Source organism: Phormidium sp. CCY1219, from assembly GCF_055795085.1.
The window spans coordinates 20,930-34,974 of record NZ_JAYFEQ010000382.1 but is presented as its reverse complement, the minus strand read 5'-3'; the positions used below and the strand labels follow the sequence as shown (position 1 = coordinate 34,974).

The 14,045-nt window shown below is 50.2% G+C and carries 14 protein-coding genes; 8 read left to right on the top strand and 6 right to left on the bottom strand.

Going from position 1 to position 14,045, the window contains the following annotated elements; all coding sequences use genetic code 11:
• The first annotated feature begins 335 nt into the window (after positions 1–335).
• Together AC0QH1_RS07580 and AC0QH1_RS07575 are read left to right on the top strand one after the other, a co-directional pair.
• Positions 336–506 carry a hypothetical protein gene (locus tag AC0QH1_RS07580; protein WP_324630406.1) on the top strand — a complete coding sequence of 57 codons (171 nt, stop codon included), beginning with the start codon at positions 336–338 and terminating at the stop codon, positions 504–506.
• An 87-nt stretch (positions 507–593) separates the two neighbouring features.
• Positions 594–974 (top strand): metal-sensitive transcriptional regulator, encoded by a 381-nt coding sequence (locus AC0QH1_RS07575; protein ID WP_324630405.1) that lies wholly within the window; start codon positions 594–596, stop codon positions 972–974.
• 156 nt (positions 975–1,130) lie between these two features.
• On the opposite strand, the gene AC0QH1_RS07570 is transcribed toward AC0QH1_RS07575, so the two are convergent.
• A complete protein-coding gene (locus AC0QH1_RS07570; RefSeq protein WP_324630404.1) occupies positions 1,131–1,490 on the bottom strand; it encodes a phage holin family protein in 360 nt (119 codons plus the stop codon).
• Positions 1,491–1,571: 81 nt separating this feature from the next.
• On the opposite strand from AC0QH1_RS07570, the gene AC0QH1_RS07565 reads away from it, so the two are divergent.
• Positions 1,572–2,024 (top strand): hypothetical protein, encoded by a 453-nt coding sequence (locus tag AC0QH1_RS07565; protein WP_324630403.1) that lies wholly within the window; start codon positions 1,572–1,574, stop codon positions 2,022–2,024.
• Positions 2,025–2,036: 12 nt separating this feature from the next.
• Here the strand turns inward: AC0QH1_RS07565 and AC0QH1_RS07560 are convergent, their stop codons facing one another.
• Positions 2,037–4,352, bottom strand: coding sequence for an amylo-alpha-1,6-glucosidase (locus tag AC0QH1_RS07560; protein WP_324630401.1), 2,316 nt, complete (start codon positions 4,350–4,352; stop codon positions 2,037–2,039).
• Between the two features lie 216 nt (positions 4,353–4,568).
• Between AC0QH1_RS07560 and AC0QH1_RS07555 the strand changes: the two genes are divergently transcribed.
• Both AC0QH1_RS07555 and bicA read left to right on the top strand, forming a co-directional pair.
• Entirely contained in the window at positions 4,569–4,808 is a 240-nt protein-coding gene (locus tag AC0QH1_RS07555) for a hypothetical protein (protein WP_324630400.1), read from the top strand.
• Positions 4,809–4,987: 179 nt separating this feature from the next.
• Positions 4,988–6,667, top strand: a complete 1,680-nt coding sequence (gene bicA / locus AC0QH1_RS07550; protein WP_324630398.1) for a bicarbonate transporter BicA — start codon at positions 4,988–4,990, stop codon at positions 6,665–6,667.
• 324 nt (positions 6,668–6,991) lie between these two features.
• Here the strand turns inward: bicA and AC0QH1_RS07545 are convergent, their stop codons facing one another.
• On the bottom strand, positions 6,992–8,062 hold the full coding sequence (locus AC0QH1_RS07545; protein WP_324630397.1) for a glycosyltransferase family 4 protein: 1,071 nt from the start codon (positions 8,060–8,062) through the stop codon (positions 6,992–6,994).
• A 569-nt stretch (positions 8,063–8,631) separates the two neighbouring features.
• Here AC0QH1_RS07545 and AC0QH1_RS07540 point away from each other — a divergent pair.
• Positions 8,632–8,967, top strand: coding sequence for a DUF760 domain-containing protein (locus AC0QH1_RS07540; protein WP_324630396.1), 336 nt, complete (start codon positions 8,632–8,634; stop codon positions 8,965–8,967).
• Between the two features lie 58 nt (positions 8,968–9,025).
• Here the strand turns inward: AC0QH1_RS07540 and AC0QH1_RS07535 are convergent, their stop codons facing one another.
• Entirely contained in the window at positions 9,026–9,655 is a 630-nt protein-coding gene (locus AC0QH1_RS07535; protein WP_324630395.1) for a hypothetical protein, read from the bottom strand.
• 317 nt (positions 9,656–9,972) lie between these two features.
• Between AC0QH1_RS07535 and AC0QH1_RS07530 the strand changes: the two genes are divergently transcribed.
• On the top strand, positions 9,973–10,506 hold the full coding sequence (locus AC0QH1_RS07530; RefSeq protein ID WP_324630394.1) for a KTSC domain-containing protein: 534 nt from the start codon (positions 9,973–9,975) through the stop codon (positions 10,504–10,506).
• 12 nt (positions 10,507–10,518) lie between these two features.
• Here AC0QH1_RS07530 and AC0QH1_RS07525 read toward each other — a convergent pair whose 3' ends face one another.
• Both AC0QH1_RS07525 and AC0QH1_RS07520 read right to left on the bottom strand, forming a co-directional pair.
• The gene (locus tag AC0QH1_RS07525) at positions 10,519–11,232 is read right to left on the bottom strand and encodes a helix-hairpin-helix domain-containing protein (protein ID WP_324630392.1); all 714 of its coding nucleotides are present in this window, start codon (positions 11,230–11,232) and stop codon (positions 10,519–10,521) included.
• Between the two features lie 4 nt (positions 11,233–11,236).
• Complete coding sequence (locus AC0QH1_RS07520) at positions 11,237–11,500, bottom strand: transcriptional regulator (protein ID WP_324630391.1); 264 nt, start codon at positions 11,498–11,500, stop codon at positions 11,237–11,239.
• Positions 11,501–12,098: 598 nt separating this feature from the next.
• Here AC0QH1_RS07520 and AC0QH1_RS07515 point away from each other — a divergent pair.
• Positions 12,099–14,009, top strand: coding sequence for an AAA-like domain-containing protein (locus AC0QH1_RS07515; RefSeq protein ID WP_324630390.1), 1,911 nt, complete (start codon positions 12,099–12,101; stop codon positions 14,007–14,009).
• Positions 14,010–14,045 lie beyond the last annotated feature (36 nt).

Here is a 14,045-nt window from a genome sequence, read left to right as displayed (position 1 = left end):
CCCAGGCTCCTGCCTGGGAACGTCCCTTCCGAGGCTCCGCCTCCCCCCAATAAATGTGCAAAATAATTTGCATCCTTGCTTAATAAATTTATAAATATAGCAGGTCTAAATTAGTTGTACAATTCTTAACGGGAGTGGGAGCGTCTCGCTCCCTACACTGACAAGCGAGCTGGAAGCTCGCACTCCCATATCAATTGCATGAATCATTTAGACTAGCTATAATTGAGAGGCAATCGAGAATTCCTCAACTTTTATCGCGCCACTCAGTTGACCTCATTTTCCGATGAGCGACCCCCACCAATGGTGGGGCAATTGACTATCCCCCCCTAGGGCAAATGATTGAAAACAACCCCTATGCATCCGCCCTCACGGAAGGCTTCAGCCCTCCTTCTTCTCCAGATGTGGCACGACGTGGTGATTTCCGGCAAATCGGGACGAGTTGCGGGGCAGCGATCGCCCGTGGCGCAATTTCTAATATCAAATATTTAATATACAATTTTTCCTAAGTTTTTCCATCCTACAGGGTGAAGACGAAGCGCTTACATTCTGGTAAGCTAGAATACTCAATATTCTGCTGGTAAATAAAAGCACCGATGATTGTATCTGACCCATCCGCATCTCATCCTTGGCCCGAGGAAACTCCCGATCGCGAACAGTTGCCCACCGCAACTCCTCATACTCACGAGGGCGATATCCATCCGCACGTTCACAGCGAAGAATCCCTGCGGCGCATTGTCAACCGTTTATCGCGGATTGAAGGGCATATCCGGGGAATCAAAACAATGGTACAGGAGAGTCGCCCCTGTCCGGAAGTCTTATTACAAATTGCCGCCGTGCGCGGCGCACTCGATCGCGTAGCGCGAATTGTCTTAGACGAACACTTGAGCGAATGCATTGGCCGAGCTGCCCAAGAGGGTAACATTGAAGTAGAAATCGAGGAATTAAAAGCCGCTTTGGATAGATTTCTTCCTTAATCAATCTTCTCGAATTTCTCCCGCTCGGATTGACAGTAGGGGGGCATATCGCCCACCCTACTTTTGTATTGACTGACAGAAAATCTGTCAAATTTTATCAATTTTACAGAAAATTGGCGAGAAAAAAATTGATATTTCAGCCGTTTGGCAGTGCCATTAAATCAGCACCGTTTCGATAAAGTTACTGACTAAAGCCAGGGCGAGCGCGCCAAACACGGCACTCCAGATTCCCATCCGCAAGCGAAATCCTCGCACCAGTTGCGCGGCAAAGTAGAAAATCGCCACATTCATCACCAACGCAAACACACCGGAAAGCAATCCGAGGGTCAGCACGTTGGGAATAAAAAATAATGCTTTCAGAATCGGCAACACCAGCACGTTTAACATCCCCAACACAGCGGCGGATATCAATCCTTTCACCGGGTTATCGATGTCTACGCCCAAGGGCAATTGAGAAATCAATATCAAACTGCTAAAGGTCACTAACCAGGCAATCAGAATATCTAAGGGTGCCATTTTTATGGTCTCCAAATTTCAATGTGAATTTAAAAGAAAGAGGCATGAACCTCCATAGCCTATGGTACAAATTGCACTGCGGTGCCTGTCTCTACTTTTCGACAGAATTCTGCCTATGCCTTAAGTCAGCAATTCAAATGGTCTGGGCACAAAAACCGACGGATTGACCAGACGCCACCAAACATTGCACGGCTATTTTCTCCAGCTCAAACCCGCCAATGGTGGTGGCGCGTCTTTCAACCTCAATCCCCCAAACCTCCGGTTCGGGGCAATAATCCGGAATCTGGCTATCACATGCAGGCATTAAAATTAGCCTCCGAGTCCCGCACCGAGGGCGTCTGGAGGAGGCGGAGCCTCCGGTGGGGCGTTCCCAGGCGGGAGCCTGGGAACGAGTCAGAGGCGGAGCCTCCGGTGGGGCGTTCCCAGGCGGGAGCCTGGGAACGAGTCATGGGGCGTTCCCAGGCGGGAGCCTGGGAACGAGTCATGGGAGCCTGGGAACGAGTCAGGAGGCGCGATTTTTATCCCCTGCTTTGAGTCGCTAATCGCTTATGCTTCGATGACCACTCGCAGGTTGCCGCGTTTCTTGGTCACGCGGCAAGCGGTGGTGGTGCCAACGCGCTCGAAGTCCAAATCCAGCAGGGTGGACCCGACCCTTAAATTGTGCAGGGATAAACGTTCGATCGATTCGGGCAATGCCGGATCGATAATCCGCAGATTATTTCCCGGGGCATCGGGCACCAAATTGAGCATCATTTGGATAAACTGGAAAACGCTGCCAGTGGCCCAAGCTTGCGGGGAACAAGCCACGGGATACTGAACCGGTTCGATGCCTTCGGTGCGATCGTAGCCGCAAAACAGTTCCGGGGGACGCTGATAGGGTTGATGGATGGTCATGTCCAGGATGCCTTGTGCTACTTCCAGTGCCCCATCCACATATCCGAGCGATCGCAATCCCACGGCAATCAGCGCATTATCGTGAGGCCACACGGACCCGGTATGATATCCGATGGGATTGTATGCGGCAGACAAACTGCTCAGGGTTCGGATTCCCCATCCACCGAACATATCCGGCGCGAGCAACCGTTCTGCCACACTTTGTGCGCGATCCGGGGTAAAGATATCCAAGCTCAAACACTGACCCGGATTCGAGGTAATGCTATCCACCGGATGTCCTTCCCCATCCAGGGCTAAGGCACAAAAATCCTGGTCTGCCAACCAAAAATCGCGATTGAAACGGGTTTTCAGCTCTCGTGCTTCTTCTTCCCAGCGTTCCGCCAGATCCAGCCGTTTCTTCATGCGGGCGATTTCGCTGAGGCGGATTTTGGCGGCATATACATAGGCTTGCACTTCGCACAGGGCGATCGGGCCGCTGGCCAGTTTCCCTTCCCGATTGACGATACAATCTCCCGAGTCTTTCCATCCTTGGTTGAGCAATCCGCGCTGGGATTGGCGATGGTAAGACACATACCCGGTTTTTTCGCATTGGCGATCGATCCATTCCATCGCCGCTAAGGCATTCGGCCACAAACGCTCTAAGGTTTCTCCATCCGCTGTCCAGTCATAATATTCCGCATACAGCATCAACCATAACGGTGTCGCATCTACGGTGCCGTAATAGGGGGTATGGGGCACTTCATTGCAGCGCGCCATTTCTCCCAAGCGGATTTCGTGCAAAATTTTCCCCGGTTCCTCCTCGCGCCAGTCATCGTAGGTTTTGCCTTGATATTCGGCAAGGGTGGAAAGGGTAGATTTGGCGATCGCCGGATCTAAAATCAAGGTCTGGGATGCAGCAATTAACGAATCGCGTCCGAACAGGGTCGAGAACCAGGGAATCCCTGCAGAAAGGGCTTTTCCTTTCCCCCATCCTTGCCGCAACAAGTAAATATCTTCCTCTGCTCGCTCGATAATCTCATCAATTGCTTTATTATTCGTGCGAGTCCGAGTTGCCTTCGCGCGCCATTCTTCTTCCTCCATCAGCACGGTTGCCTTTGCTTGCACCAAACTGCCCGGAGGGTCTCCGGAGGTGATCCGTCGGTTATCGGTCAGCAGTTGCAGGCGATAGCCTAACTGTTGCGTTTCGTGAGAATCTAGTTTCATCGACCACACTGCTGTATATCCCTTCATGCAGTCGGGTTGGCGATAGAAAAACTTGAGCCGCGACTCCATCACCGAACCGTCTAGCCCTCTATACGCTAGAATCAGTTCATTTTGCGCCGATAAGTGTACTTCGGAATACATCCGCCCTTCCCGTCGCTTTTGTTCGGTTTCGCTCTGTTCCGTGCTTTGTTCCGGAGAATCGGTTTGTGCTTCGGCATGGGAATTGCCTTCTGGTTCCACTAGGCGCAAGCGTTGCCCCCGGGCATTGCGCGGCACGCCTCTGATTTCAAACAAGTCTACAAAATCAGAATCGAAGCTCAGGCTTAATTCAAACTGCACCGGGGTGGTGTTATAGTTCGTGATTTTGAGTTCTTCAAACAATCCGCCATTGAGTACGATGTCTCGTTGAATTCCGATGGTTTCGGCACTCACGCCATCTTCGATGCGCGGATTGGTGCATAACACCGACATGGCAAACCCCTTGCGGGCGTTACTGCTGAGCAAAATCGGCGCGTGTCCCTCGATTTGCAGTTCTAAACGACTCAAAAACCGCGTGTCGTGGCAGAATAACCCCATACTCCCCTGACGCTCGTCGGTTAAGCAACCAGAAATATTGCCGATGCTATCGGTAATTAAAAATAGATCGTCGTCTTTCAGGGTTAGAGTGGGTTGTGGGCGTTCGGTTAGCACACTCTTGCACTCTGCAATCGGTGCGTCTTCTACAGGCACGAAAATTCTGCCTTCAATCTCAATCGTTTCTGGCATAGTCCTACAATCGATTTTTTAGAGTCACAGTTGACAAACAAAAATGGCAAAATTAATGGCGATTACTTCTGCCGTTTCTATTTTAACCTTTGCTTCTAAAGTGTAGCAATCTAATTCGAGGGGTGAAATTATTTTATTGTAGCCGATTTCAATCCTCTCCTGTCCGCTGGTGCGCCTGGAAGTCGCGGAAAAGTTCCCTGGTTGCTATACAGATAGATGTTGCAACTCGGCTTTGGACTGAGTGTGGATAAGTCGGCGGCGCGAGTCGCTGCACTGCGCGATCGCTTTTTATCCGGGGCTAAATCTTTTTTTAGCCCCGGATCCAAACCCGCCGTAACTGCGATCGCGGGTTTTTTCTTTCCCCTCGATGCCAGAAAAAGTGGCAAGCAGTGGGATTTGAGCCACTCCCTCGCCGCCAAAACGGCAAACTCCACACCGCGATCGCCTCCTCTATAACCCCACCCAATATCAGCTTCTTAACTCCTCCTGGCTGACGCTTATCCCCACATTTCCCATCGATTTTTCGGAAATAGCAAGATTCAAATACGCTTGAGAATTTGCAAGATTCCGGTATGATGTTTTTGTTAGCTCAATTTTGATGAAGTTAGCGTAATGTTCCATCAAGGACACTTTTCATGCAAATAACCAATACCATCCATTTTCGTAACTTTAAAGGAGATTTTTTCGGCGGTTTAACCGCAGCAGTAGTGGCATTACCAATGGCACTCGCCTTCGGGATCGCGTCTGGGGCTGGTGCTTCTGCCGGTTTATGGGGAGCCATATTAGTGGGATTTTTCGCCTCTTTATTTGGAGGCGCTCCAAGCCTCATCTCCGAACCCACCGGCCCGATGACGGTAATTATCACCGCAGTGATTGCCGAATTGATGGCTAATAACCCAGACAGCGGTCTGGCAATGGCATTTACTGTGGTAATGATGGCCGGCATTTTTCAAATCCTGTTTGGGGTTTTGCGCTTGGGCAGATATATCACCATGCTCCCTTATAACGTGATTTCTGGTTTTATGACCGGAATTGGCGTGATTCTGATTTTTCTCCAAATTGCTCCATTTTTAGGTCAAGAAACGCCTTCGGGTGGCGTGCTTGTCGTTATCCAGGAACTTCCCAACCTGGTTCTCAACCTCAATTTTTGGGAAACCGCTTTAGGCGCAACTACCCTCGCGATTCTTTTCTTCTACCCGGAACGCCTGAAAAAAATCGTGCCGCCGCAATTAGTGGCTTTACTCATCGGAACCGCCATTTGTTGGATTTTCTTTAGGGACATTGACATTCGCACCATTGCTACAATTGGAGAAATAGAACCGGGTTTGCCTCAACTCCAGATGCCCACCTTTGATGGGAACAACTTGCGGTTAATGTTTGTGAACTCTATGGTGTTGGCAATGGTCGGTTCGATTGATTGTCTGTTAACCTGTTTGGTCTCTGACAGTCTGACCGGTCACGAACATAAATCAAACAAAGAATTAATCGGCCAAGGGATTGCCAATTTGATGACGGGCTTTTCCGGTGGAATTGCCGGTTCTGGCGCAACCACCGCTACGGTGGTGAACATCCAAGCAGGAGGCCGCACGGCTTTATCCGGCATTATTCGCGCTCTTGCACTGTCGATCGTCGTGTTGTGGGCAGCTCCCTTAACCTCTGGCATTCCCCTTGCGGTTTTAGCGGCCATTGTCTTAAAGGTTGGGATCGATATTATTGACTGGGGTTTCCTCAAACGGGTTCACAAAATTTCCTGGAAGGCAGCCGGCATTGTCTATAGTGTGGTGGCGCTCACCGTCTTTGTGGATTTAATGGTGGCCGTCGCTGTGGGGGTCTTCATCGCCAATATCTTGACGATCGCTCGCCTGGAAGAACACCAATCTGAGTATGTTACCGCCATTACTGATGCTGACGATAGCATCGTTCTCACCCCCAAAGAAAAGCAAACCTTAGATTTAGCAAATGGACGGGTTTTACTCTTCCATCTGAGCGGTCCGATGATTTTTGGCGTCGCTAAAGCAATTTCTAGAGAACATAGAGCGATTGAAAATTATGATGTGTTAATTGTGGATTTGAGCGAAGTTCCAATTCTGGGCGTCACGTCTTCTTTGGCTATTGAAAATGCAATTCACGAAGCCATTAATGCAGGGCGAAATGTGATAGTCGTTGGCGCAACCGGCAAAGTCAAAAAACGCTTGGAAAAATTGGGCATTGCCGGTCTGATTCCGGATCCTCACTGGATGAGCGATCGCTTGGAAGCGTTGAAACAAGGGTTAGGCATCGTTCGGGAAAAACAACAGTCCGGCTATGTGCGATGACATTCCAAAACTGCTGTAGCCGCTTTCTCCCTCCCATTCACAAGCTGCAGTGACACCGCGTCGCTTCCCGCCATCGGGGTAGGGCGATCGATGTCTGTCTCTGTGCCCCGTCCCTCGGAGGCAGACGGTCTTATCCCACCCCCGAGCGGACGAAATACACAGGAAAAAGGGCAATTCTCTCACAGCTCAACCCACCCGAAGCCGCCTCGCATCTAGGGGCAATGCTCGACCCATACGGGCGCTTCGGGAAAGTTTGTCATTTGTCCTTTGTCCTTTGACCAATGACCAATGACCAATGACCATTGACCAATGACCAATCAACGCTTACGCCGCATTTAAACTGGGCAGGTGGCCGTTTTTCGCAAACCGTTGTGCTAGAATGTCGCGATATACCGCTTCATAGCCATCGGTCATGCTTTGGAAACTGAACTTTGTCAGCACGCGATCGCGACAATCGACCCGGTTTAATTTCTCCACTTTATCCAGCGCGGCGATGAATTCCTCGGCGCTACGACACAAAAATCCCGTTTTTCCATCCTCAATCACTTCTGGTGTAGACCCCATTTCCATCGCAATCACCGGGGTTCCCGTCGCCATTGCTTCTATCATCACCAACCCAAAGGGTTCGCGCCACATAATCGGGAACAGCAACGCCACTGCACCCCTGAGCAATTCGCATTTTTCGGCGTGGTTGGCTTCTCCTAAATATTCAATTTGTTTCCCATCAATTTGCGGCTTAATCTCGCGCTCGAAAAATTCGCGATCGCACGCATCCACTTTCCCCGCCATCTTTAACCGCCATCCGCTGCGCTTGGCAATTTCAATGGCGAGGTGAGGTCCTTTCTCCGGCGAAAGTCGCCCTAAAAAGGCTAAATACGGCGGATCTTGCGGCTGGGGATTAAACTCGTAAATCGCCGGATCGATGCCATTATAAACCGTTGCGACGCAGTTGAGGTTTAATCTCGGTTCCCGTTGGGCATCGGAAATACTCACATACGCTTGCTGGGCTGCATGAGTGTAGAGCTTTTCGTTATCTGGAGTAAAAATCCCGTGCAGGGTATGAACCGTGGGCGTTTTTACCAGATTGCCAAAGGGTAACGCCGTGGCCCCCATGTGCGAGTGAATCACGTCGAACTCCCCTGCCCGTTCGTACACTTGACTCAGTTGCAGCATGTCATACACGCCGGGTTCTTTTACTGTCTCGTCCAGGCGCAGGGCACGCGGGTAAGCGGATTCGAGCTTAGCGAGGGTAATGGAATCCCCTGTGGCAAACAAGGTAACTTCATGTCCGCGTCGAACCAGTTCGTCGGTGAGCAAACCCACCACCAGTTCGATACCGCCGTATCCCGGCGGGGGAACGCTTTCCCATAACGGTGCGATTTGGGCAATCCGCATGTAATTCTCTCCTGTTTTCGGTAAAGAAATATATCAACAACGAGGCACAATAACACCGCGCTGGTTGAGTAATCGGTAACGAATGCCAGCACTTACTCAGCAATTTAAAAACCTACTTCCCATTTCGTCAATCTGGTTTGAGTGCGGAAAACCGTCGCGATCGCCGTTCGGTTAACTGAATGAGAAACGCTTGACTTTGGTTATCTTTTCTGCTAGGCAAGCCAGTCAGGTTGCATATTGACTGTGGGTCGGCTTTCGCCTCAGGGGAAGCCTCCCTAACCTGGAACCTGGGAACGAGTTAAAATTTCAGATCGAAGGGTTTTCCCGAGTTTTAGGGGCCGGACAGGAACAGCCATAACTCCCTCTTCCATCACTCTGTGTGCTGGGTGGCAAATGCTTTCCTGTAGCCCCCCAAATCCCTCTCGGACCTATTACAAAGACTGGGGACTCCCTCCAAGTCGAAAAACCCGCCTCATGGGTTCGGTTCTACTGACTAGAACTCACCCGGAGAACTTGTTAGTCTATTAATAGAAAAGCAAAACAGCAACCCATTAATCTGCAAACAAACCATGAACAATCTCTCTAACCACAACCCGGAATTTATCAATCACAACGGTGACGATCGCAATCTGCTGTGGGAATACTTGCAATCCCTCAACCCAGAAGCCCTCGCCAACATGTCGAAACCTTCTCCTTCCGCCGCTCAGGTGATGGAACGCAACGTTAGAGGCATGTTAGGAGTATTGCCGCCGGAACATTTCCAAATGGAAATCACCACCACTGCTGAAAACCTCAGTCGGCTTTTGGCTTCGGCAATGATGAGCGGATATTTTCTGCATAATGCCGAACAGCGGTTGGCTCTAGAAGAGTCGGTGGCTGGGGGTTCGGATGAGTCGGAGGGCTAATCGTTCCTGGCTTCGGCGGCGTTTTTTACGCGGGTTATTCCGTGCCTGATTCGCTCTTTTAGCTGGCCGGATTTTCCCGCCCAACAATGTTCTCCATCGCTTCTACCGCCGCCGCAGATCCAGCTAAAATGTCTCTCTCTTCGCCGCCTAAATAGAGACGTCCAAAACTGCCGACGGCTTGAATCTGTAAAATATTAATCAATGCTGCTTTTTCCGCTTCGTTGGCGGCTAAAGCCGCGTAGGCTGCCGGCTGCACTTCTAATACGTAGAGGGTTTGATTTGCCAATAACATCTGCCCCCGTCGATTTCGATTGATCAATTGCGCTTGGTGGGCATCGATGTTGCGGATAATTTGGCTGGATACGATGCGCGGTTTGAGCCGATCGCGTTCCTGCAACTTTAAGGCTTCTAAAATCGCCTGACCTGCGGTTCTCGTCTCCCCTTGTGCTTCGGAATGCACTTCTAAAAGCCCATACAGTCTCTCTACAAACTGCACCCCAGGACGCACTGAGGTGGATTTTAATGCCACATCGGTGATTCGGTTGATCTCGATCCCCGGCGAAATCTCGATCCACAATGAGGTATCTCCCGGTAAGGGCAAAAATCCCAGGGATACCGTTCCAATATATGCGGCGTGCTGTGGTTGTAAGCGATCGATAAATACATAACTGCGTAGTTCTATACCCAAGGTCAATCTCTCCCTCTAGTCCGGTAAAAGGCTCGAATCGTGCAACCTCTGAGTTTACTGTACTTTAAAGCCAATACCAAGAGATGGGGGAAGACCCCCCGGGGAGGAGAAGCGCAGGCGGCGATCGATTCCCCCGTTTTCCGCATCACCTGAAAAGGCAAATAATTCCCAATTCCCAATTTACAATTTCTAATTATTAATTCTTAATTCTCCCCGGCGGTTCTCTACCTTTCGGCATTGACGAAAGAATCAACTTTGGCTATCCTGGAAATTGATTAAAAAATCAATCTAGAGAGAAAGGAATTAGGAGAGTGCTGATGAAACTGGCGAAGATTGACCTGAGCAATGTGGTGGCGGTGGGTCACGAGGACGATCGCCTGGGGTTGCTGATCGACCGAGGGGATGAGGTGGAATATCTCGAACTGAACGCACCACCGGCGGCATACCAGGGACTCAAACAAGTCTCTTCTCTGGCGACAAACCCAGGGGCGCAACTGACGGGGAGTCCCGAACCGGCTCAATTATCGGCCACTGAGACGCCGATCGCCATGCTGCCGGTTTGCTCATCGATGGCGAAGGCGGTGGGATACGATCGCCAACGGGAAGTCTTGCAAGTGGAATTTAACAACGGATCGGTTTACCAGTATTCCCAGGTGGAAACCGAAACCTGGGAATACCTCCAGCAATCCGATTCCGTGGGTCAATTTTTCAATCGCGAAATCAAAGGATATTACGAATCGGTGCGCCTGGATACCCCGGAGGCGATCGCGGTGGATAGCTGCGAAGTGGAAGATGACGATTGGGACCACTGGGAGGACTACAACTATTGCGACGACGACCAGTGCGAATAAACCGCCCCTGACTCATCCGCATCGGGCGCTTTTTTCTCCCTGCGGGTAAGCGCATTGCTGGCGCAGGGGACATTCATCGCACTGAGGGTTCCTAGCGGTGCAAACTGCCGCCGCAAAGTCAAGTAGCCCCAGATTCCAAGCGCCCACGTCTCGTTTGGGGGCTACAAGGGTAGCAACTTTCTGCAACAGGGGCGATCGGAATTTTACCCGACCCCCTTCTATATTAAAGAAGCGTTCCAAAATCCTAGCTACATTGGTATCTAACACTGCCTTGGGTTCACAGAAGGCATTGGCACAAATCGATCGCGCCGTGTACGGACCGACCCCAGGCAATTTCAATAACTCCGACTCCTGACGCGGGATCTGCCCCCCATACTCTTGGCAAATTATCTGCGCCGACTGATGCAGGCGTTGGGCGCGAAAGGACAAACCCAAGGGTTGCAAGAGTTCGGTGAGGTCTTCTACCGATGCGGCGGCGAGGGCGATCGCGCTGGGATATTGCGCCAGAAAGGTTTCGTAAATCGGCACTACGGTTGCTGCAGCGGTTTTCTGTAGCATAAATTCGGCCACGAAAATCGCATAGGGGTCGCTAGTGCGCCGCCAGGGAAAATCTCGTCGATGAGATTGTGCCCAACCCTGCAGGCGGCGGCGAAACCACTGGATTCGCTTGGTCGCGATCGCTTCGGCAGTGGTGGGAACTGCAGCGGAAAAGGAATTGTGTTGCATAATCTTATTTAGCACAGTGGGTGTTTACCACCGATCGCACTTCACTGGGATCGAGTTCCACCAGTTTCTCCGTGGCGCGAACTAAGGTGGGTTGATTTTCCTGTTGTTGCCGTTCCACCAGTCCCCATTCCATCGCCAGTTTAGTATAGCGTCGCGACGTGGCTCGATCCATTTTTAACGTCTCCCCCACTTCGTTGAGTGTCATCCATTCTGATTGATTGCGAAGCCGATGCAAGTAGCGCGTTAACAGATCCGGATCTAGTTTCATTGTCTTTTTTCCTTTCAACCCATGAATTTAAAAAAATCTCGCGCGGCAGAATCATCTACCACCGTTTATAATTTTAATGGGTTTGCTTGATTCCCTGCAAGGCGAACGATAGATTTGACCCGTTATTGACCCTAATGATTTTTCATGGCTGGTTTGCAGAGAAAAATTGACCCTCTCCACCCGTCAGGGTAAGGGGTTGCGAATCCCCTACAATTTTCCGCCATTTTTCTGCTGACGGGCATTATTACCGGGGAACAAGATATTTCGATCGCCCCAGGCGCACTTGGAAGGCCAACGCCCCACCCCCATCCGGGTGCTGGGCTTTTTTTTATCATAGATTTGCCTAAACGTCAAGCCATGAGATTAGCCCCTTCTCCAGAAGCATACAACCACTATTGATGACATTTCGCCGCTATTTTTTTCTTGCAAAACCAAGCGATCGCGATAAAATATGCAACAATTCAGCAGAAAGGTTCGACCGACGCAAGCCAACTGCTTGCCAAAGTCTCTGACCCGAGGATTTAATCCCGGTAATGAATACAGGGAATGTCTTCAGAACCGCTGGAATTTGGGTAGGCAAAACTAAGAATTGCGAACCATGACTATTGATGAAGTCATCCAACTGATTAATCTCAGTCTAGAGGTGCCACTAACAGAAGTGCAAATTTTCGTGCTGCGTGCTTCCTGGGAGGGAAAAAGCTACAGCAAAATGGCGAGGGAGAAGTATTATGGTGCGGAATATCTGCGGAAAATCGGGGCAATGTTGTGGTCAGTGGCGAGCGATATTTGGGGAGAACCAATTGAGAAAGCAAACTTTCGCTGCCTCCTAGAATCGCGCCCCCTGACGCGACAACAACAGCAGCTTGCGATCCGGGCGGTGGCGGCACAAAATGAACGGTTTTCTTTTGAATTTCCCAACGCGCCGTTACCCCTTAATTCTCTATTCTATATCGAGCGTCCCCCGGTTGAAACCCTGGCTTATCAAGAAATTTTACAACCCGGAAGCGTGCTTCGCATTAAAGCTCCTTGGAAAATGGGAAAAAGCTCCCTGATTCTGCGAATTCTCGATCGCGCCACCAATCTGGGATACCACAAGGTTGAGGTCGATTTTCAGCAAGCCGATGTCGCTGTATTTGCTTCTTTAGATAAACTTTTGCGCTGGTTCTGTGCCCTGATTACCCGAAAATTAAAATTGACCTCTAAACTGGAGGAGTATTGGGATGAGGAAATTGGCAGTAAAGTCAGTTGCACGATTTATTTCCAAGCCTATCTTATCCCGCAAATAAAAGCGCCTTTGGTTTTGGTATTGAACGAGGTCAATCGCTTGTTTGAATATCCGGAAGTTGCTTTGGATTTTCTGCCGATGTTGCGATTTTGGCACGAACAAGCCAAAAAGGTCCAAGCTTGGCAAAAACTGCGTCTGGTAGTGGCTTATTCTACAGAAATTTACATTCCGCTGAACCTGAATCAATCTCCGTTTAATGTGGGTCAGCCCTTGAAGTTACCGCCGTTGAATTTAGACCAGGTGCAGGAGTTGGCCCAGCGCTACAAACTGGCATGGTTTACGTCCCAGGAGGCGCAAAAACTGCTGGACGTGGTGGGAGGACATCCCTATTTAGTCCAATTGGCATTTTATCATCTTGCTGAGGGAAATTTAAGTTTTGAAAAACTATTGCAACAGGCACCCACTGAAGGCGGAATTTATAACGACCATTTGCGGCGATATTTTAATATTTTGCAAGCGGAACCGGAATTATTGGCGGCATTCCAGGAGGCGATCGCCAGTGGGGAAAGTGGGGTAACAGTAGAACCGATTATCGCCTATAAGTTGGATAGTATGGGATTGGTGAATATGGTGGGCGATCGCATCACCCCAAGCTGCCAGTTATATGCCCAGTATTTTCACGCACCAGCCGTCTGCAATGCCCCGATTTCCCTGGCGCAACGCCTGCAACAGTTAGAGCGCGAAAACGAATCCTTGACTCGGTTATACTATCGAGACGAACTGACTCAATTGGCAAATCGCCGCTATTTTGAGGAGCACTTGCAACAGCAGTGGTCTCGGTTACAACAGCAAGAAATGCCGCTTTCCCTGATTTTATGCGACCTGGATTGTTTTCGACTTTACAATAAAAATTTTGGCAAAATTGCCGGAAACTTTTGCTTGCAACAAGTGGCTAGTGCTATCCTAGAAGTAGTGCCTCATTTTGCTGCATTAGTGGCGCGATATGGTGGGGAAGAATTTGCAGTCCTGTTACCCGCCACTGATGGCAAAACCGCGATGGAAATCGCCGAAAAAATCCGCGTGGCGGTGAAAAATTTAGCGATCGCCCATGACACCGATCGCCTCAGCGCTTTTCCCGCCCCAGTGATTACCGTCAGTTTGGGGGTGGGAAGCACCATTCCCCAAGCCGAACATAACTTGATTCTCCTGTTAAATGCGGCTGAAACCGCTCTTTACGAGTCGAAACGCTACGGGCGCGATCGCGCTACCCTCCACCGCTGTTAAACCCATTTTCGCTTCATTGATTTTTGCATTCTTTGG